The organism is Paenibacillus sp. FSL H7-0690 (assembly GCF_037980415.1).
Taxonomy (GTDB): domain Bacteria; phylum Bacillota; class Bacilli; order Paenibacillales; family Paenibacillaceae; genus Paenibacillus_AQ; species Paenibacillus_AQ odorifer.
Map to the genome: position 1 here is coordinate 3591027 of NZ_CP150281.1, position 22203 is coordinate 3613229.

Sequence of the window (22203 nt, forward strand, 5' to 3'; positions counted from 1 at the left end):
AATGATCAATTTGACAATCGGAGAAAAGGTCTGGCAAGCATTCGTTTATTTTATTCTTATTTTGCTAGCTCTACTTTGCTTACTACCCTTTCTATATGTGGTTGCTGTTTCAGTAACGCCAGAATCGGAAGTGCTAAGAAGAGGAATTGTTATTATACCAGAAACCTTTACCTTTCTAGCCTATAAAGAAGTATTCATTTCTCATGGTATTGGGCAGGCGTATAAAATCACATTGTTTCGAACGATTGTAGGCACTGCTCTCAATGTGTTCTTTACGGTAATCGCGGCATATCCGTTATCCAAAAAATATTTGCCGGGTCGCAGCCCATTTTTACTATTCATTGTCTTTACTATGATGTTTGGAGGAGGATTAATTCCGACTTATTTACTAGTCCGCTCTCTGGGATTGCTAAACAGTCCGTGGGTATTGATCATTCCAAATCTCATTAGTGCATTTAATCTGGTGATCATTAAAGGCTTTTTCGAGCAATTGCCTGCTGAAATCGAGGAATCAGCGAGGGTAGACGGTGCAAGTGAACTTCAGTCGTTATGGCGGATCATTTTACCTCTGTCCTTGCCCGTCCTTTCCACAATTTCATTATTTTACGCAGTCGGGCATTGGAACAGTTACTTCGATGCTATTGTTTATATCAATGATTCCAACTTAATGCCGCTTCAAGTGATCTTGCGCAACATCCTGCTTAACGTCGCAACACAAAGTGCTGATTCGCTTGCCAATACCGGAGCTGTTAGTACGTTCGCTATACAAATGGCAGCAGTTGTCGTAACTACAGTTCCGATTTTGATCGTTTACCCATTTATGCAAAAGCATTTTACCAAAGGTGTGCTCTTGGGATCGGTTAAAGGTTAAAAAGATATTCCAACCTGAGTTGTTACGGGGAAACCGTGATAATATAGAAGCAAAGGAGAGGTCATTATGCAACGTAAAGCGATTACATTTGCTATTCTGACAGCAATGGTCGGTGTGGGAACAGTATTGTCAGGCTGTGGGGAACAAAAAGAGGTTACATCGACAGCTTCGGGTAATTCACAAGGCCAGTCTAGTCCCTTTGAAACCAAATTGAAAATTTCGATGTTTAACCAAGGAACTTTCAATGCTGCTGCTCCGATTCCTCCCCGTGAAGAAGATATCCAACGCCAAATGTTGGAGAAAGCAGTAAATATCGACTTGGAAATGATGATTCCTCAATCAGGGCAAGCAACGACTAAATTAAATACGCTCATTGCTGGCGGAGATATTCCAGATTTGATCTTTTTGAAGAGCCGGGCTGATCTCGCGCAATATTATGACCAAGGCGTTCTTGCGGATTTGACACCGTATCTGGATCAATTTCCTGAATTGCAGAAACGTTTTAGCAACGACTCCTGGGAGGCGATGTCCTATCAGGGAAAAACCATTGGAGTTCCAGGTTATGATAATGTAAACGGTATTAGTCGAAGCTTCTTTATCCGTAATGATTGGCTGAAAAAGCTGAATATGGAAGTGCCAACAACACCTGACGAGCTATTTGAAGTTATGAAAGCCTTTACAGATAAAGACCCGGACGGCAATGGTAAAAATGATACGTACGGATTCATAGGCGGTATGAATAAAGAAGGCAATCTGCAAACCTATGGCTTCGATAGTTTGATGTGGATGTTTGGTGTCAATCCTCCCTCAGCCATTGATGTGAAAGACAATGAACCAGTGTTCCTGTTTACCGACCCAAAAATGAAAGAAGCACTCGCTTATATCAATAAAATGATGGAAGCTAAAGTTGTAGATCCAGACTGGGTGACGATGAATACTCCCGATTTATTGGACCAAAAGTTATTTAAGGGTAAAGTTGGCTTTATGATAAGAGATGCCCGCAGGCTGGAACCAGATTATCAGCAAAAAATGAAAGAAATCAGTGGAGAGGTGCCGGAATGGATCGTCATTCCTCCAATGACAGGTCCTTATGGTGATCAAATTGTAGAGAGAAAATCGTTCCAAGGCAATTCATGGGCCATATCCAAGAAAGCGGATAAGGACAAAATCATTCGGATCTTGTCCATGCTGAATTATCTCTTTACGGACAAAGAAGCCTATCCGAATTTTGCATACGGAATTAAAGGGATTCATTGGGATTTGGTAGACGGCAAGATCAAAAATAAAACCTCCGAATTATCAAAGGAAATGAAAGAAAAGTACTTATGGGTCGATCATTATAGAATGCCGCGTCGTGGTGATGATGCTGAGTACTTCAGCTTCCAGAATCCGAAGACGGCAGAAGCTTTTGAGAACAATCAGAAATACGTGGCGGCTACGTTGCCCGGGAATTTATTGACTGAAGACCCGAACGATTCATTGGCTGCTGACCGCCAACGCTACATTAATGAAAGCTTGGTCAAATTTATGACTGGCAAAGAGCCTCTTTCGAACTGGGATAATTTCCTCAATACATTGGAAACTAAGTTTGACATGCAGAAGTATAAAGATTCAGTAATCAAGCAATTTAAAGAAGCAGGCTTAATCAAGTAAATCAAACGAAGAGAGCGGCTATAATTAGCCCCTCTCTTTATTGAAATATAAGAAAGTATAAGTTTTACTTTATACTTTATCCTTCTATTTTTCGAAGAAACGCTTATCGTCCTTAAAAAGGACGCCGAAGGCGTTTCTTCTTATCATATGCTATTATTTGTTTATTACAGATTTAAAAGGAAGATGATCGATGCGAAGAAGAATCAGCTTGCCTTTAAAACTATTTTTTATCGTGTTTGCATTTGTATTAAGCTGCATAATCTTGATAAGCCAATTGTCTTATCGTTATGTCCAAAAGGAAATAAGAACCTCTGACATTTATTACACCAACCAAATACTTGATAAGATTGATCAGTATTTCACAGTTAATTTTTCCTCCTTCCAGACGATGCTGTTCTCGGTCGAGTCATCGGTGAAAGCCAACATTGACAATCCGGACGTGATTAAAAAGCAATTAAGAGAGCTCTATGAACTCAACAGTAATTACGTCAGTAATATTTATTTGATCAAAAACGATTTATCTATTCTAGGCGGAAGTACACCTACCCGAATATTTGATGAACCTTTAGCTGAAAGAGAACCATTGTTTGATGCAGCTGACAAGAATAGAAGGATTACATTTGTCAGTGATCCTTACAAATCTAAATATTCCGGCTGGACAGTTACGATGGTCCGATATCTGAACAGTGCTCCGTTTCCTATGGCCATTGCAGTAGATTTAGATCTAAATGCCATTGAAGATACCTTGTTCAAGATTAATAAAAAAGAACAAATGAATTTGGCTCTAATCACCGCATCGGGAAAAATCATTGCCGGATTTTCGGAAAATAAAGGCCCCCTGAATGTTCAAGATCATACTTTTTCAATCGGTGAAACGTCAGCAGAAGAAATTCTGGATACTACAGAAACAAACCTTCAACTGCACACCAAGGAGGGGATTCAAGTCTCCCTTCTAAAAAAACCGACTGAAAAATTCAACTGGACCATCATCTCAATCAACGATGAATCACGCTTGAAAGCTGCTTTATCCAGATTGGAAACCTATTATATCGAGCTTCTAGCTGCTGGTTTTCTCTTAAGTCTGTTCGTTTCCTTCTTTATTGCCAAATATATAAGGAACCCGCTCTATGCACTCAAAACAAAAATGAAGCGGGTGGAGCAAGGCTCCCTCACAACTACAATATCGATTAACCGAAATGATGAGTTTGGAGATCTCTCCCGAGCATTCGATCGTATGCTGCAGCAAATTGTGGAACTGATTCGGGGAGCAGAGCTTCATAACGAACTTGAACGAAAGCTGGAAATTCAAGTGCTGCAGTCTCAAATAAACCCTCATTTTCTGTATAACACGCTTGGTTCTATCAGCAATGTCATACGACTCGGACAAATAGAGAAAGTAGATGTGGTGATCGAGTCTCTCATTTCAATATTGGAATATGGGATAGCTGACGCTTCGGAGAAGGTATCACTGCGTCAGGAATTGCAGAATGTATCAGACTATATCGCGATCCAGAACATCCGCTATAACCGAAACTTCCAATTAATCGAAAATATCGAAGCAGGGCTAATAGATTTTCCGGTTTTTCGAATGCTGTTGCAGCCCCTTGTGGAGAATAGTATCTTCCATGGTTATAACGGAGGGGGGATCGAAGGCCCTATTACTATTCATGCGTACAGGGAGGGTGGCAACGTCATCATAGAAGTAGTTGATCAGGGCGAGGGAATTCCAACTGATAAAATAAAGCATATTTTAATTTCAGAACCGAGGGATGTGGAATTGAAAAGGAAAAGAATCGGGTTAAACAATATTCATGACCGAATCAGACTTCACTACGGAGAACAGTTCGGGCTCCAAATCATAAGCATACCTAAGGAAATAACCCGGGTTCGCGCCTTATTCCCAGCAGGCTTGTTTAAAGGAGATGCATGATGATGAGAGACTACACCTGCTTCATTGTTGACGATGAAGATCTAATCATTCAGAGATTGGAATTGTTTTTTCACGAGCGCTCCCTTAGGGATAAGCGATTTCATTTAGTGGGAAAAGCGAATAATGGGCTGAAGGGGATAGAGGAGATCGTAAAGCTTAAGCCGGATATCGTAATATCTGATATCGTCATGCCGCGAATGGATGGGATTTCCATGATTGAGCAGCTAAAGCCAAAGCTTCCCCATACCCAATTCATTCTTTTGACCGCTTATTCATCCTTTGAATACGCCCAGAGAGCTATTCAAGCCAACGTATTGGAATACATTGTTAAGGTTCCGCTCAGAGATGCGGATTTGGGTCGAGCTTTAGATAAGGCAGCCGGGATTTTAAATGAAGTTAAGAAAAAAGAAGCGGAATTTCAATCTTTAAACGTATCCGTGCTTGAAAATAAATATAGAGTCCGCAAGCAATTTTTTAACGAGCTTATCAGAGGCGAAATCCCTTCTCATCGGGCATCAGATTTTGCCAATCGTATGCAGTTCCATTTCTTTCAAGCCAACTATCGCTGCTTTATTGTCGAAATGAATATGTATGAAAGTTTCCGAAATGATTATTCAGCGTCTGATCAGAACATATTGAGGTATGCGATTACAAATATAATCGAAGAAACGGTGATGAATGGTGGCAGTGGTGTAGCTGCGGATCTATCCGATAATCGGTTTATTGGCTTTCTATCCTGGGAAAATAATCGTAGTGATCTGGAAACGGAATATGATTGCCAGACATTGGGGGGGCAGATCGTCTCCCATTTGCATCAATATTTGAATCAAAGGGTATCCGTCGCTTTTGGAGGTCCACACCGAGGCTGGGAATCCATCAAACAAGCTTACACGGAAGCACAAAATGTGAGTGATGATTTCTATTATCATACAGAGAAAGTAGTAAAAACACCCATGCATCGGTTCCATTACCATAATGACAGAAAAGAAGAATTTCAGCAGAAATTGGCTGATTTTCTTGCTGGGGTGAAAAGAAAGGTTTCCAAGGAAGAGCTGGAGAAAGCATTTGCTGATCTGAACCAATTTGTTACGGACCATAAAATCCATAAGTCCATCATGGCGCCTATGTTAAGAGACTTGTACAGAGACATTATTGTGAAGTTTAAATCGGGGAACAAGTTGGCCACGGAAGTAGCAGAGTTTCCCATAGAATTTTTAGCTTTTCGGGAGCAGCTTGCCTATATTGGCGACTTTACCTTCGAATATGTACACGCCGGGCAACTTTTACATCGTATAGAAATCATGAGTGCTATGCGGTTTATAGAGAAAAACCTGAAACAGCGATTAACGCTCGAGGCGATTGCCGAGGAAGTGAATTTAGCTCCATCGTATTTTAGCAGCTTATTCAAAAAAACAATGAACGAAGGCGTTATCAGCTACATCAATCGTAAAAAAATCCAATTAGCTCTCGAGCTGTTAAATGTACAGGATTATTCTATATTGGAATTGTGCGAAGAAGTAGGAATTGTGAATGAAGGTTATTTTTGCAAATTATTTAAAGAATACACGGGTGATACTCCTAAGCAATATCGGATAAAAATGACACGGTATGAATCCAATTAAGGTTGCAAAAAATGTGTGATTTTTTCGCGAAATCATGTAAAAAAAAAGGGAGCAAAAGGATTACCATGATAGAAGGATCTAATCATGGAGGTTATCAAAATGGAGCTTATTAAAGCAGATGTAACCGTCGTCGGCGGAGGTATTGCTGGGATATGCGCTGCTATTGCTGCCGCACGCCAAGGGCTGCAAGTGTCACTTATTAATGATCGACCGGTTCTTGGGGGAAATGCGAGCAGCGAGGTCAGGGTTCATATCAACGGGTCGGCATATCTCGGAAACAGTCCATCCTATTATGCACGCGAAGGAGGGTTGGTGGAAGAACTCAAGTTGAAGATTTTCCACTATAATCCGTTATACAACAAGAAGCTGATGCTTTCGCTTTCGGATACGGTCTTGTTGGATATGGTCTATGCTGAGCCTAACATTTCTCTATTTCTGAATACATGCGTGCATGAGACGGGCATGGAGAACGGCAGAATTAAATGGGTGGATGGTCTTCAATTGGCTTCCGAAAGGAAATTCCGTTTTGAAAGCCGAACCTATATCGATTGCTCTGGAGATGGAGTTGTCGGATATCAGGCAGGTGCTCTCTTCCGATGGGGGAGAGAAGCGAAACATGAATACAAGGAAGAATTGGCTCCTGAAGTGGCGGACCATTACACCATGGGCGATACGATCCTGTTTCAAGCCCGTGACGTAGGATATTCCGTTCCATACAAAAGACCTGGCTTTGCGTATGATATTACGAAGTTGACCTTTTTCGATAGTATCAGAAAAGGCTTAAACCATCGGGCTTTTCCAAGAAAAATCAACGGGCTTGGCGGATTGTGGTGGCTGGAATACGGCGGACATATGGATATTATCAAAAATAATGAAGACATCGCGTTGGAGCTGCGGAAATTGGTATACGGGATTTGGGATTATCTCAAAAATAGCGGTGAATTTGATGATGTAGACAATCTCATTTTGGATTATGTATGCCCGATCCCGGGAAAGCGGGAGTCGAGGCGGTTTATTGGGGATCACATGTTGTCTCAGAACGATCTCACAGCAAAGCCGCATTTCGAAGATGCTGTATCGGTCGGTGGATGGTATATGGATTTACATGCTAATAAGGGCATCTACGATGAGGGGCCGGCTACAGCTTGGAATTTCGTGCCTGGATTGTACAATATCCCTTTCCGCAGTTTATATTCACGAAATATTCCTAATCTCATGTTCGCTGGTCGCAATATAAGTGCTACCCATGTGGCTTTCGGATCTACAAGGGTTATGGCAACCTGCGGTTGTATGGGGCAGGCGGTTGGAACAGCTGCTTCGTTGTGCTCGAAATATGAGGTAGACCCTGCGGCTATAGTCGAAGCTCATATGGGGGAGCTGCAGGCGCTATTGCTTCGAGACGGACAAACCATTGTAGGCCTTCAAGAGGAATTGGATCCTTACTTCGCTGACGGATTAACTATTCGTGCCTCGTCTCAGCGCAGCTATGACAATCTTCATCCAACCGAAGAGATTTCCTTGGAGAAAGGGTTATGTTTGGTCTTGCCGATTCAGACATCCGTGGCTGAAAGCGTACGGTTCAAAATTAAAAATAGCTCCAAGCATTCGGAAACTCTACATGTGAAGCTTTTTGGCGGGGAACGAAAGGAAAACTACATTCCAACCAGCGAGTTGAGAGACTACCACTTGGTTATTACAGCCGATCATGACGACTGGATTACGCTAGACTTGGACTGCAAGAAACCGGCTGACGACAAAATCTACATCATATTGGAGGGCACGGCGAGCCTTGCCATATACGGTAATGAAGAGAAATTGACAGGAGCGGTCTGCTTCCACTATAGGCCGGAAGAGCCGTCCAGGCTGAAGAAATTCAATAAAAGCATTTGCTTTAAGGACCTGGTGCCAGCTCAGAATATGTATAGTCCTGAGAATGTTGTCAATGGCTACTCCAGACCTTATGGCCAACCGAATGGCTGGATTTCTGAACATTCGGAAGGACAGGAATGGTTGGAATTCTGTTTTGCAAGCCCCAAAAATCTGGACGAAATCCATCTTGTTTTTAATTCGCAGCTGGATTTGGAGCATTTCAACGACCCGATTGAGTCCCTTATCCAAGATTATGATATGACCTTGACCTTAGAAGACGGAACCGAGAGGACAATCATAACTCGTGGAAATTATCTCACGTTGAATAAACATAAGATAGATGCGAACGGTGTAACCCGAATCCGGATTAATTTCTGCACAACTTATGGTTCGCCTTATTTTGAAGTGTTTGCTGTAAAATTGTTTGCTCCTAAAATCGATAAATGAGGACAGGTGAAGTCACGATGAAGGAATTATTCCCTCGTAAAGGGCTCCCCAATATAATTCAAAAATTGGAAAATGGGGATACCGTAACAATCGTCTATTTCGGCGGCAGTAATACACGTTCTGAAGGCTACAGGGTTATGACGGCGGATTGGCTTCGTAAGCAATATCCTAAGGCAGATATCCGCTCTGTGAATGCAGGCATTGATGGGACAGGATCGGATTTGGGCTGTGCCCGTTTGGAGACAGATGTACTGCGTCATCGACCTGATCTAGTATTTGTTGAATTTGTCGGTAATGATGGTGGAGATCCCGAATCCAAGGCGCGGATCGAAGGGATTGTCCGTCAGATCCGCAAGCGGAGCCGGTTTACTGATATCCTGTTCGTTTATACGCTGAAGGAGCGGGATGTGGCCTTATTTCAGTCTGGAGAATACCAGAAGGGGGCTCTAATGCAAGAGGAAGTGGCCGACTATTACGGTATTCCTTCGATTCATCTGGGCGTAGCGGTTAGTCACTTGGTGTCGGAGGGAAAACTCGTTTTCACCTCAAGGGAAGATGTGTCCATTTCCGGAGCCGTTGTTTTTACACATGATTCGATCCATCCGACTATTCCCGAAGGACATCAGATTTACACGGATACGATCACCCGGTCATTTGAAAAAATTAGAGAACTTCAGGATCATCCAGGAAGGTCAGTACATCACTTACCTCAGAATCCGTTGGTCCCGGCTAATCCTTGGGAATATGCGAGCATGCTGTCATTGGATAGTCTTACCGATTTTTCCGCAGGATGGTCTTACATGACTCCCGATGATTGTGCTTTAGTACGCGAGTACAATTGGTTGTTCCCCGGCCTGTGGCGAGCAGTCGATCCTGGAGAGGCTATTACGGTGCAGTTCGAGGGAACCCATATCGGGTTATTCGATATCGGGGGGCCTGATTCTGGCAGATTGAAGGTGTCGGTGGATGGTGGGGAACCCTTTATTGTCGATCGATTCACACTACACAACGATCATAATCGTAATCAGTATGTATTCTTGCCGGAGCTCCCGAATGGGAAACATACGGTGCGCTTCGAAGTCGATACCGAAAAGACAGACAAAGCGGCTGTATTTGAGGCATGCGGCAATGAACGAAGTATTGAGCATGTTCGGCAGCATCCAGATTGGTATGATCAAACGGTGATCCAGCTTGGGAAGTTGTTATTGGTGCAGCCGCCATTATAATTAATCATAAGGTTTTCTCCAATTGAAAGACCTATATCATACTGACTGCAGTTGAGCGGCCAGTTATGATGTAGGTCTCTTTTTAAAGGAAGACAAAGTCGTTTCTTCTTGCTTGAAATCTTATAAGAAATTCTTGAAATCAAAGAAATTTCACAGTTACGTGACATGCTATGATAAAAACGACGGAGCGGGATTAGCCAGAAGAATACGGCTGATTGCTTCTTTATGATCTTCGAACAAAGGAGGGTTTTATTAATTTGTAAGCGTTATCAACTTAAGGGAGGCTGTGAGTTGTATGATAAAAAGGAAGCTGTTTTTCTTAATCGTTTTCATCGTGACGATATTAGTTCCTTTCAGCCTAGACGGAATAAGGACCGCTTATGCAGAGACCTTACCGTATAAGACGATTATCATCGATGACGGGAGCATCACGATCAATGATGTTGTGACACCTGATGTGGGTAACGAGAACAACGGATATTCGGCTCCAAATTGGACCACAAGTACAGGGGTGAAGGGGTATGATAACTCCAGCTCCAAATATACGAGTACAGCAGGCAGAACGATATCATGGAATCCACGATTGGAAGCAGGAACGACGAGAATTTCGTTATACAAGCTTAACTGGGAAGATAAAGCGGATAGCAATGTAAAAATTGAAATCGTCCACAATGGAACGACGGATGTTCTTTTTATGGATTTGAGACCTTCATTTGGCGCTTCTGTGGGATGGGTTGATTTGGGAGAGTACTATTTTTCCGGAGTTGGTAACGAATTCGTTAGATTAACTCGGTCTACCAGCACAACCAGCACGATACTTACTCGTGCAGATGCGGTCAAGTTCGAAGGGAATATTCAGCAAAAAGAGCCTCATAAGACGATCATCATTGATGATGGAAGCCTCACGATTGATGATGTCGTCACCACTGATGTAGATAACGCAAATAACGGGTTCTCCGCTCCTGATTGGACTACAAGTACGGGAGTGAAGGGATATAATAATTCCAGTTCCAAATTTACCGATGCAGTAGGAAGAAGCATCACATGGAATCCGCGATTAGAAGCAGGGACGGCGAAAATTTCATTCAACAAGCTTGATTGGGCGGATAAAGCAGACAGTAATGTTAAAATCGAAATTGTTCACAATGGGATTACGGATGTTATGTTTATGGATCTGAGACCCTCGTCGGGGCCATCGGCCGGATGGGTTGATTTGGGGTCCTATTATTTCAGTGGTGATGATAGCGAATTTGTCAGACTGACTCGAACACAACCTACGACCGGAAAAATCATTACGCGGGCCGATGCGGTCAAATTTGAAGGGAATATACGGCAGCAAGCTCCGCCGTTGCCTCCGCTGCGCAGCCGTACATTGGCGAATCTCAGTTACACGGAAAAAGGCAGCATCGAGAATGCCAGCTATAAGGCTACCTTTTATGAAGCTGCTTGGGATGAAGGCAAAACCATCGTTCGTGATATGTTCTACAAGGATACGGATACGGGGAACTGGGTGCCTGTCAATAATGTGGCGGAAAGACTTGAAGAACAATGGGTCTTATTGGATGGGAATGCGGGGAGTCGAACCAATTATTACGATACGATGAACAAACGCTGGATTACATTCGACGAGATCAATTTCCCAGACAGCCACACGGCGATATTAACCGATTCTTCACATGAAAGCGATTACGATTTACAAGTGAACTGGTCCATGTCAGGGGACAAACCTGATGTTTCCTTCGCCTTTACACCTCGCAAGGATGGCAATTATGTAATCGGTTATCAGTCCTTCACAACAGAGCAAATCTCAGACGTCAATGAAGTGTTAAATGGTTTTAGATCACACGCCAAAATGGTAGGTTCAGTGGAATCAACAAGCTTAAGGGAACTAAGCGCTCCGATGAGTCTAATTGAGAAGAATGACGGTTCGGGGAATCCATTGACATATGGGGTATTTGTACCGTCGGATGAGCTTCCGGTTGAATTTGAACCGACGGGAGGCGTTACGAAGCAAAGGCTTGGCATGAGCCTTGTCAACAACGAAGGCAGCGTGCAGCCAATCTTGTACGCTCCTCAATTAGGGACCTATTCTCAAATGAACGCAGAAAGCACTTATCAATTTCATATGGGACTAATCACTCAAAAAAGCAAATTGTATGAGTCCTACGCGGATATTCTTCGCAAAGAGTACGGTTATTCTGCTTACCGGGAAAATGTATCAGATCAGTCGCTTACTGACGCGATGTTCAATATGATCGATTTACTTAAGATAGAGCCGCAAGGGGATGACTCTGTTGATTATGTCCCGTCACCCAGCGGGTGGTGGAGCCGTGCCAAGGGCTTTATTGACATCGAAAACGAGGATAGCGTTCGAACAAGCTCGAATGCAGTTCTTTTGGGGGCTTACTATTTGACTGGGGATGACCAGCTCTACGATACGAGAGCATTGCCGTCCGTCCAGTATGGCTTATCGCGAAATGGTATAGGCTGGTCGCCTACGCAAAAGCCAGTATACGGTGTGCCGTCGTTATGGAAAATGGCAACCTTGCCGTTTGATTTTTCAAGCGTAACCGCTCTCAATCAGATGATGGGTACTTCGGCAGGAATTGGAGCACTGGCACAGGAAGAATACCTCGTGCGTGATCCTGACCAGAAAGACCGTGGTCCTGTCATTCAACCCCTGATGATGTATCGTATGACGGGAGATACGCAGTATTTACAGGCTGCCAAGGATGCAGCCGACAGCTATATCATGCAGCATATTGATACGCCTGCATCCGTCAATGTGAGTAAAAATGAGTTCATTTATTATTATAGCAAGCTGTGGATGGAGATCTTGGAGCTTTACGAGGAAACTCAGGATCCCAAATACTTGAATGCAGCTTATAAGGAAGCCAAACGGTATGCAACGATGTTTGTTGCTCGTCCGGTTCCTGAAGGTAGAGTTACGATTCCGCAGCCTGAGACGTATAATTACGCGGAGTCGTTCCATTGGCCGGAAAGTGGTAAATATCAATATCCTCGGATCAAGCTCCCAGAAGATGTAGCCGGAGGCGTACAAGCGGATAGTTGGCCTGTTTCTCCCAATGGATTGACGTTTGAAGCGGGAAGTACAACTGGCTATTATCGGATGAATGCTCAGGAAGCTCCATTCATGCTGAGATTGTCGCTCTATACAGGTGATAAACTGCTGCAGGATATTGCTCATAATGCAGTTATTGGACGATATTCTAGTTATCCAGGTTATTACTATAAGGGCTTCGCCGTTAGCCAACTTGAGCCAGAGTTTCCTCTGGAAGGCCCAAGCGGGGCTACATCCATCTATTATCACCATATCCCGGGACAGCTCGGGCAAACGATGGATTATTTGATCAGCGAACAAACGTTGAAATCAAATGGTAGTATTACATTTCCTTCTGTTTTTGAAACTAATTTTTTATGGTTCAAATATCACCTCTATGGAAATAAACCAGGGAATTTTTACGGTAATTCCGACGTTTGGCTCTGGATGCCCAAGGGGATTATCAAGACCAACCATCCTCAATTGAACTGGATAACGGGAGAGAGCGGGAATAAATTCTACATCGGGTTAAGCAACGAATCATCAGCTGAAGTCCAGACTCCGATCGAATTGAATGCGCAAATCATTGGGTTCAACCCGGCACAAGATTATACCGTAACCATCATCCGCGACAATGGCACACCAGAGCAAGCGGTTATGAGTGGTGGAATCATTCAAGCCACGGTTTCAAGCAAAGGAATAACCGCTATCATTGTAGAAGGACTCAACATTGATGTGCCGCTGCACCAGGTCAGAACTGCTGATACATCGGATGCAAGCTATTTCTTCGATATCCACAGTCCAATAGATGCGGTTAAAGGTATGCTGATCGTCAAGCCCGACGAAACGGCCTATGATGCTTATGTGCAGGCAAAAACGACAAAACCAGCGACGATCCATTATTCCTTGGATGGCGGAGTAACGTATACAACCATTCCAGATACGATCTATCCGATGGAATGGTCGATACGGGTAAACGATTTATCCCAAACCTTCACTTATTATGTGGAATCGGATGGGAAACAGACCCGCAAGCGGACACTCTATTTGCCTGATCAAGTACAAGAAACTCCAGTTCAACCGGATTGGCAGGAGAGTTCATCGATCATTGTGGATAATACGGAGGCAGAGACAGAAGGCGTCTGGATACGGGATACAACGGCTAACGACTATTACTATGATAACTATGTGTACGCCAAATCGACTGCCGGCACAGCGACAAGCAGAATTAAATGGCGGCCTGAGCTGCCGGAAAGTGTTACTTACAGTGTGTATTACAAGCTTCCGCAAATAACCGCTACAAGTGAAAATTGGGCAACGAATGCCTCATTTACCGTTTATTATAGTGGAGGCTCCGAGACGGTTACCGTTGATGAGACAACGGCCAATGGGACTTGGGTGCACCTGGGAGATTATCCTTTTGCAGCAGGCGATAGCGGATATGTCGAATTAACCAATAAGGCCAACAAGTCACGGGTAGTTGCCGATGCGATGATGTGGGTGGATCCAAACAGTATGCCGCAATTGGAGTCTGTGGTGATCCTGTCGGATCGGGGTGAACTGCAAATGACTCAAACCGCACAACTAAGCGTAACCGGCTATTTGGATAACGGTCTGATTGGTGATCTATCACAGGCAAATGTGCAGTATTTCGTTGATCGAACCGATCTGGCTGAAGTGGACAGTAGCGGTATGTTGACCCTTCTAAGTCTCGACGGAGAAACGGATCATATTGAGGTATGGGCCACTGTAACGATTGACGGGGTGACCTTAACAACACCTTCTATGACAATTGCGATCAGGGACTTAACGGTTATTGTCGACAGCACGAATACGACTGGGTTATACACGACAGAAGGATCTTGGAGCCAAAGCAATTTAGCTGGATACAAAATTGGGGTTAAGTCCCGTTATTCTACCGTTCAAGGTTCATCAGCGACGTGGAAAGGCCAGTTCCCAGAGGGGAAATATACGGTCTCCATTTACAAGCTCGTCCATACGACGGCAAACGATAACTATGTCAAAGTGGAAGTGAAGCATCAGTCGGTTACCGAGGTTACGTATATTGATGCAACCGTCGGCTCATCAGGTTGGGTTAATCTAGGAACGTTCGACTTTACTGGAGACGGCAGCGAGTACGTTCGTCTAACCAGGGTTACTCCGACAACGGTAGATCCGCCAACTCTACCTGCCGATATGATTTATACGAGGGCTGATGCAGTCAAGTTCGAACGGCATTCCGTTAGCCCGGAATTGCTTGCAAATGGGGTGCCAGGTAAACCGATACTTTCGAATAATAGCGGTGTTGCGACAGGTATAAATGATGGCAATTATGAGGTTACAATGAATATGTGGTGGGGAAACAATGGCTCACTGTATAAGTTGTACGAGAATGGTCAATTGATCCAAACGAAGTCACTGGCCGATGTTTCGCCAGCCGCCCAGACTTCCATTATTCCTATTCAAGGAAAGCCGAATGGAACCTATGTGTATACATGTGAGTTATCGAATTTGTATGGAACGACTTCATGTGATCCACACACCGTCACCGTGGCTGAGGCGAATCCCGGCAAACCTGTGTTGTCTAGTGACAACTGGGATCAAGATGGCGACTATAGTATTACTGCTAATATGTGGTGGGGCACGAACGCAGAACAGTATCGATTATATGAAAATGGCGAACTTATTGAAACGCAATCTTTATCTTCACAAACACCAAGTGCTCAATCGGCCATTACACAAATTTCAGGAAAATCTCCTGGCATCTATCAATATCGCGGTGAGTTTATGAATGGAAGTGGAACAACGGAAAGTGATACGATAAAGATTATTGTAAAATAAACTTATGAGCTGAGTGGATGAGAACAATCCATTCGGCTTTTTTATTTCCTGGAATTTAGTATAGAGCTATACAAAAAGCTAATCTTTCAAGGCTCTCAACTGGGTGATATCTACATAATACTGCTCATGCTAGATTAGCAGGGCGTTTTCAACCAAACGTGGTAATTTGAACATGTCAAATTTGTTCTAATTCAGTCTAAATAAGCGCTTATATTAGGGTGTGGCTAAACTTACAATAATGTCTAACCATTTAAATTTGGGAACTTCTCCTGCAATGGCGAAGAATTTCACTGTCATGGCTTTCATGCAAAGCTAGGTTGAATATTGGAGAGGAGGCTGTCATGGGGATTACAAGACGAAAACCAACAGTGATTATCTTGTTTACCGCTCTGATTGTTCTTGCTTTACTCATGTTGGGCTTAACTAACAAAAAGGCGGAACTGCCTGAAAATTGGATATTTACAGTAGATGGATACGCCGTAACAGAGGAAGAATTTCAATCTTTTGTCAAAGAGCAGAGAGCTATAACGGTAGACTATTTCTTCAGAACTTATGGGGCCCAAGTAGATGAGGGCTTCTGGACACGTCAATACGGCAAAAATCATGAAACCCCCTCTGAATACGCCAAAAATTCTGCGATGACAGCATTGCTAATGTCCAAGCAGGAGCAATTTATTGCAGACAAGCGAGGAATCGCCCCTTACCAAAGCTTTGATGAGCTTAAATCCGACATGCAAGAAGAAAATGTTAAGCGAGCTAAGATGGATGATTCAGGAGAGACTTACTATGGGTTGCCTCAGTTTGATTTATATCAATACATGCAATATTTAAGTGGCGCCCGTTGGCCGGATTTGATAGAAACCCAGGTAAAGAAAACGAAAATGAGCGACGCCCAGTTACAAGTTGAGTATGCATCAAAAAGTGCGGATTATATTCGTGTAGCTGATAAATTAACGGCTGCGTTAGCGACAGCGGGACAAGTCAAAGAAGAGAAAGTGCTAAATCGTTTAGATATATCCAAAGAAGATACCGAGTCTCTTAAGTTCTGGGAGTCTTTAGCTGCTGCTTCTGTAGGTGAGACAGTAATCGGTAAATATATGGGTGAGGATGTCGTTGCTACATTAACCACAAAACCGGAAATCACCAAGCTTAAACTGGAAGAAGTGAAAGATTCCATTCTATACGGATCGGCGGAGTCTGACTTGCGCGCGTTAATTGCAAATACGAATGAATTGAAGATCGTGTATAACGGTAATCGATTCAGTGAGTTTGTAGTGAACTAGAATAGTTAGTTTTTAAGTTTATAAAAATCTATGTCTATTGAGACTTCCATAGATACAGATTTTTTATAAAGTATAAATTTATTAATTTCAAAGGGAGGAAATTTTGGAATGATACGATGGAAATGGATGCAAAAAGCTTTGTCGATAGTTACAGCTACAACGTTGGCATTCCCTGCTCTGTTCGGCTTGGCACCTTCATCCGAAGTGTCAGCTGCGGGAGGGAGCGAATCTTTTGACTCCGTTGTACTAGAATTGACACAAGCGGCAGGTCAAACAGGTAGGGTAAATCTTACGTATAAAGGTTCACCTTTAAGCAGTCTGGTTAAAGGACCGGTTATTGACGAGGTAAGTTATGATTCCAGCAATTCGCAACTTTTAACTGTTAATAATCAGGGGAACATTACGTTATCTAACGGTTATACATTTGCGTCGCCAGATGCTCCGGGCGTCCCGGTGACAATCACGGCCAGGGCGGGTTATTACCCTGACTCAGAAGTGTTATTCATGGAGGACTTCGAGAACAACAATGGTCCGATGACATCTATGAGCAAATTAGGCTCGTCATTCACGCTGTCCGATGCACAGTCCCGTTCTGGATTGAAAGCGATTACACCTTCGGATGATACGAATAATGAAAAGGTAGCTCAAGATGTGGCATTGCCGGCTGGCAGCAATTATAAGATGACGGCATGGTATTTTGACCCGTATCCTAATGAGGAGAAGACTGCGACGGATAGAACGCAATTTGCTATTGTAGATGGCAAAAATGCCACCTTTGCCGGGACATTCTATCAAAGTTCAGAGGCAGATGTTATTCATAACCCAACGAAATATACTTGGGCTTATGCACCATCATCAGCGGGTACAGCAGGCAACCGTTGGAAAGATAGCGGGGCTTTACGTTCCACAGGCTGGCATAAATTCGAGTGGCTTATTACACCAAATGGTGCGACGTTACAAATAGACGGAACATTAATATCCGATTCAGCGCAAAGTGATATTTACAGAGCTATGAAGAGCGGTACAACCATTCAGCCTAAAATAGCGGGAGGATGGAATAGCCAGACAGGGAACAAAGCTTATATTAAAAATAAACATCTAATCGACGATTTTTATGTTGTAAAAGATGTGGCTACAACAACAGGAACCAGAACATTAACAGTGAATTTGGTACCTCCCGGCGGATTGCCAAATTTAGAAATAAGCACTCAGCCAACAGCGGCAGAAGTGAAACAAGGTGAGACAGCAACATTTAGCATTACGGCATCAGCCGCTGCTACTGCTTATCAATGGTATTTATCTGATGACGAGACTGGCTTGAGCGGGACAAAAGTCAGCGGAGCTGACAAGGCAGTATTAACACTTTCCAATGTGGACGCAGCTTCACAACAAGGCAATTTTTATTATTGCGAGGTTTCCTCGGCAGAGGGAGTTGTGGTGAAATCCCATGCTGTACCGTTGTTGATAACCACCAATACGCAGGTGAATGCACCAATTAATCCAACGCTTGACTCGGACACGGGTATTTATAGTGGTGCTTCCAATTACGGCGATACTCTAGTAACACTGTTCAAAGACGGTGGACCTGTTGGTTATTATTTATCGAAAAATGGGGGACCCGACCAGCCTAACAATCATGAAAGGCATCATGTTCTGCCCTATGCAAGGGCACTGGGAGTGGGCAACTACACTGTTACAGCTATTGTCATAAATAATGCGGGAGATATCAGTGAAGAAGTTGCAGCATCCGGAATATTAAAGATCGAGAAATTGCCTACACCGGCAAATGCCAGATGGAACGGCACGTACGCTACATGGGATCGCGTCGCTAACGCATCTGCCTATTCGGTTCAACTCTTCAGTAATGGTGTAGCTAAAGGAAGCCCGATTGCAGCAACAAGCAATGATGCGGCTTTGTCCCCGACTTTAAATGATACATTTAAAATAAAAGCAAACGGCAACGCAACGTCACGATTCTTAGACTCTGATGAGTCAGGGGAGAGTGCACAATATTCAGCGAACATTGCGCTAATTCGCCAGAACGATACATTACGGGCAGGAGATAGAACGCGGTTAATGGTTGACACAGCTGATGTGTTCGTTGCTGATAACATCAGCTTCAGTCCGGCGGATCAAGACAAGGATAAGATTGAAGTTGATGATGCCGGATTCGTGACGGTTAAGAAAGGTTATATTCCGACAGGGAACGAAGAAGTTACTGTACATGTGAGCGTTGATTACTTCAATAAGGCTGACACTAAGTTTTACGATGGATTTGAAGGGGAGAAGAAATTTTCAAATGGTGCGAACGGATATGTTCACAGCGATGTGATGTCCCGTACCGGAGGAAAGGCCGCGACATCAAGCGGCGCCGGTCAGGTGGCGACTGTTCCAGGTACCTATAATTATGCCCCTGCAACCGGTAAGACAACAATCGTTACTGCTTGGTACTATGATGATGGCAGAGCGGCTTCCAATGACCACGCTGTCTTTGGCTTAACCCCATCGTCCAATGAACATATCGCAATAAATTATGGCAATGGAGATGGTGACTGGGCCGCAAATCTGACCAATTACGCAGTCAGGCCTGGTTCATCCGGGAGATTCTATCCTGTAGATGTCAAGCGAAGCGAAGGTTGGCATAAATTTCAATGGTTCGTTACATCAACAGGAACAACCTATAAAATCGATGGACAAGACATTCAAAGGCAAACAACAGCTGGCGGAAATTTTGATACTCCAGTTAAGAACAATATTTCCAAGATCGATGCATTGCAGCTTGCTACGAACTGGGGCAACAAGCCTGGAACGGTTAAGGATATACAGAACAGGCATTTTATCGATGACGTATATGTTATCGATAGTGGAATAGCAGCCCAAACCGGAACAGCTTCTATTACGCTAAAGCTCTTGCCTAAAGAGTATAGTCACTTGGAAGACAGCACATATGTTATTGGTCTGGATGACTATAATATCACCGTAAATCCTGATTTAACGGATCTGGCTGGAGTGAAGATCGGTGCTGTAACTCTGCTGCGGGATGTGGATTATACGGTTAGCGGTAATGTATTGAAGATTAACAAAGAATCATTCACAAGAAATAATATCGTGCCGGGAAAATATACCGTTAGACTTGATCTGTATCCTGCCGAAATCACCTTCGAGTTGAACATTGTACCCCTTGAAGTCCGTGATTATTATCTCTCCAATAACGGTGACGATCATGCAGATGGACGCACACCAGCTACGGCATGGAAATCAATCTCCAAGATTAATGAATATGTATTTATGCCAGGTTCAACTATTTATCTGGATGCGAATAGCGTATGGAACGAACAAATCAGACTGCGCGGCAATGGTGAGGAAGGAAATCCGATTACACTTACAAAATATAATACGACCGACCCTAACCAACGCCCGGTAATTAATGGTGGAGGAACAGCGTCGAGCCCATCAGGCATTTCCTTAAACGGTACCATAGAGTTATATGACGTAAACTATTGGGTAGTCAGTGGAATTGAAGTAACGAACATCGGCAATGCGGCAGGTGACGGCCGCTCCGGTATCGCTGTAATGTCACGGATTTCCAAGCTGGGACAAGGTCAGTTTAATATTCAAGATTATGCTGATGCTCGTATGCAAGGAATCGTCATTCGAGATAACTATGTTCATGATGTTAATGGGCTGCACCAAGCAAATGGAGCAAGTAAGGTATCCGGCGGTATCATTATTAATGGTTATGTGGATATATTGGTTGAAGGCAACAAAACCCTTCGTTGTGATAACGAAGGTATTCGCAATAATGCCTACGGGCCAAGCAATCCTGGGACTAATAACACAGGCATTACTTGGAGTAATTCTAGCTATCCTTGGGCATCCAACGCTGTGTTTAGAAACAACTGGGTTTCTAGTTCGGTTGGAGATGGCATTGTCATGTCCGGCGGGAACAACTCCCTTGTGGAACGAAATGTGGTCACAGACAACGGTTATAGCTATTTAAGCGATAAGAGCGGCAATCTGGTTACGAACTGGGGGCCAAATAATACAACACCAACATATCTAGGTTCGCAAAACTATGCGGCTGCGTGGATTATGGCAAGTAAAGGCACCATCTTCCGCTATAATGAAGCTGTGGATAACCCTTATCATGCAAGTAATGACGGTATGGCTTGGGACATTGACAACTATTGTCAGGACAATGTGTATGAATACAATTACAGCCGAAATAACTATGGTGGTTGGTACTTACAGATGAATGCTGCCAAGGGCAATATCGTTCGCTATAATATTAGCGTGAACGACGGCCGCAGCCCCGATTTTAACAAGAGCTTTAACAGTCTAATATTGCTTGCAGGAGGTTCTTCAACGAGCGAGGAATTAAGTGGCTTATACTATAACAATGTCATCGTCACACCATTGAAGAATAGCAGTTCGTTAGTATTTGACCCGACAGCCTCCAACTTGCACATTTATTTCCAAAATAATATATTTGCCTACACTGGGGCAAACAATCAGGTTGGTCTGAAAGGCGGGGGAACATCAGCTCCATTTGCAGCCGGACGGTTTACGAACAACATTGTGTATCCGGCTAATCTTTTTGGCAGCATGAACGCAGGTGGAGGCGGATATCTAGGTGCAGGCGTAACAGCAACAGACAACCGCTATGTAACGGAAGAGGAACTGAATTCTATATTAAAAGATTATAAATCTGCACCTGAACATTGGATTACCAACAGTGGGACAGTGGATGCCAAGCTTGATTACGATGCGATGAACGGGTTCCGTCTTGCGGATGGTAATAACCTGGCCTATGGTGCAGGTGCCGAGATTGTAAGCCCATATGTGGATCGGGCGAATGCTCTGCCTCATATGACGGAGAGAACAGACTTCTTCGGCAATTCACTTAGCGCTAGAACGCATTCCATCGGCGCGCACAACCCTTATGCGGTAACTTTTGATTCCAATGGGGGCAGTGAAGTTGCGGTGAAGTTCGCTGACATGGGCGGTACAATTACCGAGCCAACAGCGCCGACAAAAGATAAAACTGTTTTCGGCGGTTGGTATCAAGATAAAGGATTAAACGATGCTTGGAATTTCGATGCTGATCCTGTTACAAGGGATATTGAATTATATGCGAAATGGGCTGAAGACGCAGGTACGGCACCAACGATAATGACGAATTCGCTTGCGGATGGCAAGGTAGGACAACCTTATTCGGCAGTTCTTACCACTGATGGCGATAAGCCGATCAAATGGGCCGTTGTAGAGGGGCAATTACCATCAGGATTGAGCTTGGATGAAGATGTTGGTGTTATCTCTGGTACACCGGATCAATGAGGTCAATTTAAGTTCAAAGTTCAAGCAAACAATGACGTTGGCAGTGACACAAAACAGTTCAAT

General features: G+C 43.7%; 9 protein-coding genes. All 9 read left to right on the plus strand.

The genetic code is table 11. The features are described from left to right. The first annotated feature begins 1 nt into the window (after position 1). The 9 genes from MHI32_RS15810 to MHI32_RS15850 all read left to right on the plus strand — a co-directional run bounded on the left by MHI32_RS15810 (position 2) and on the right by MHI32_RS15850 (position 22140). The gene (locus tag MHI32_RS15810) at positions 2–871 is read left to right on the plus strand and encodes a carbohydrate ABC transporter permease (protein ID WP_036677077.1); all 870 of its coding nucleotides are present in this window, start codon (positions 2–4) and stop codon (positions 869–871) included. A gap of 66 nt (positions 872–937) precedes the next feature. Beyond that, positions 938–2524 (plus strand): extracellular solute-binding protein, encoded by a 1587-nt coding sequence (locus MHI32_RS15815; RefSeq protein WP_076126543.1) that lies wholly within the window; start codon positions 938–940, stop codon positions 2522–2524. 190 nt (positions 2525–2714) lie between these two features. Continuing rightward, positions 2715–4454, plus strand: a complete 1740-nt coding sequence (locus MHI32_RS15820; RefSeq protein ID WP_076126545.1) for a histidine kinase — start codon at positions 2715–2717, stop codon at positions 4452–4454. 2 nt (positions 4455–4456) lie between these two features. After that, entirely contained in the window at positions 4457–6076 is a 1620-nt protein-coding gene (locus MHI32_RS15825) for a response regulator (RefSeq protein ID WP_256715783.1), read from the plus strand. A gap of 84 nt (positions 6077–6160) precedes the next feature. Beyond that, the gene (locus tag MHI32_RS15830) at positions 6161–8392 is read left to right on the plus strand and encodes an FAD-dependent oxidoreductase (RefSeq protein ID WP_076126549.1); all 2232 of its coding nucleotides are present in this window, start codon (positions 6161–6163) and stop codon (positions 8390–8392) included. Between the two features lie 17 nt (positions 8393–8409). Then, positions 8410–9618, plus strand: coding sequence for an SGNH/GDSL hydrolase family protein (locus MHI32_RS15835; RefSeq protein WP_076126551.1), 1209 nt, complete (start codon positions 8410–8412; stop codon positions 9616–9618). 295 nt (positions 9619–9913) lie between these two features. After that, a complete protein-coding gene (locus MHI32_RS15840; RefSeq protein ID WP_340010203.1) occupies positions 9914–15520 on the plus strand; it encodes a hypothetical protein in 5607 nt (1868 codons plus the stop codon). 341 nt (positions 15521–15861) lie between these two features. After that, complete coding sequence (locus MHI32_RS15845; RefSeq protein ID WP_312149989.1) at positions 15862–16803, plus strand: hypothetical protein; 942 nt, start codon at positions 15862–15864, stop codon at positions 16801–16803. Between the two features lie 108 nt (positions 16804–16911). After that, the gene (locus tag MHI32_RS15850) at positions 16912–22140 is read left to right on the plus strand and encodes an InlB B-repeat-containing protein (protein WP_340010205.1); all 5229 of its coding nucleotides are present in this window, start codon (positions 16912–16914) and stop codon (positions 22138–22140) included. Positions 22141–22203: the final 63 nt, after the last annotated feature.

Coding starts and splice junctions, on each gene's coding strand:
- MHI32_RS15810 (WP_036677077.1), top strand. CDS start 2: ATGATCAATTTGACAATCGGAGAAAAGGTCTGGCAAGCATTCGTTTAT.
- MHI32_RS15815 (WP_076126543.1), top strand. CDS start 938: ATGCAACGTAAAGCGATTACATTTGCTATTCTGACAGCAATGGTCGGT.
- MHI32_RS15820 (WP_076126545.1), top strand. CDS start 2,715: ATGCGAAGAAGAATCAGCTTGCCTTTAAAACTATTTTTTATCGTGTTT.
- MHI32_RS15825 (WP_256715783.1), top strand. CDS start 4,457: ATGAGAGACTACACCTGCTTCATTGTTGACGATGAAGATCTAATCATT.
- MHI32_RS15830 (WP_076126549.1), top strand. CDS start 6,161: ATGGAGGTTATCAAAATGGAGCTTATTAAAGCAGATGTAACCGTCGTC.
- MHI32_RS15835 (WP_076126551.1), top strand. CDS start 8,410: ATGAAGGAATTATTCCCTCGTAAAGGGCTCCCCAATATAATTCAAAAA.
- MHI32_RS15840 (WP_340010203.1), top strand. CDS start 9,914: ATGATAAAAAGGAAGCTGTTTTTCTTAATCGTTTTCATCGTGACGATA.
- MHI32_RS15845 (WP_312149989.1), top strand. CDS start 15,862: ATGGGGATTACAAGACGAAAACCAACAGTGATTATCTTGTTTACCGCT.
- MHI32_RS15850 (WP_340010205.1), top strand. CDS start 16,912: ATGATACGATGGAAATGGATGCAAAAAGCTTTGTCGATAGTTACAGCT.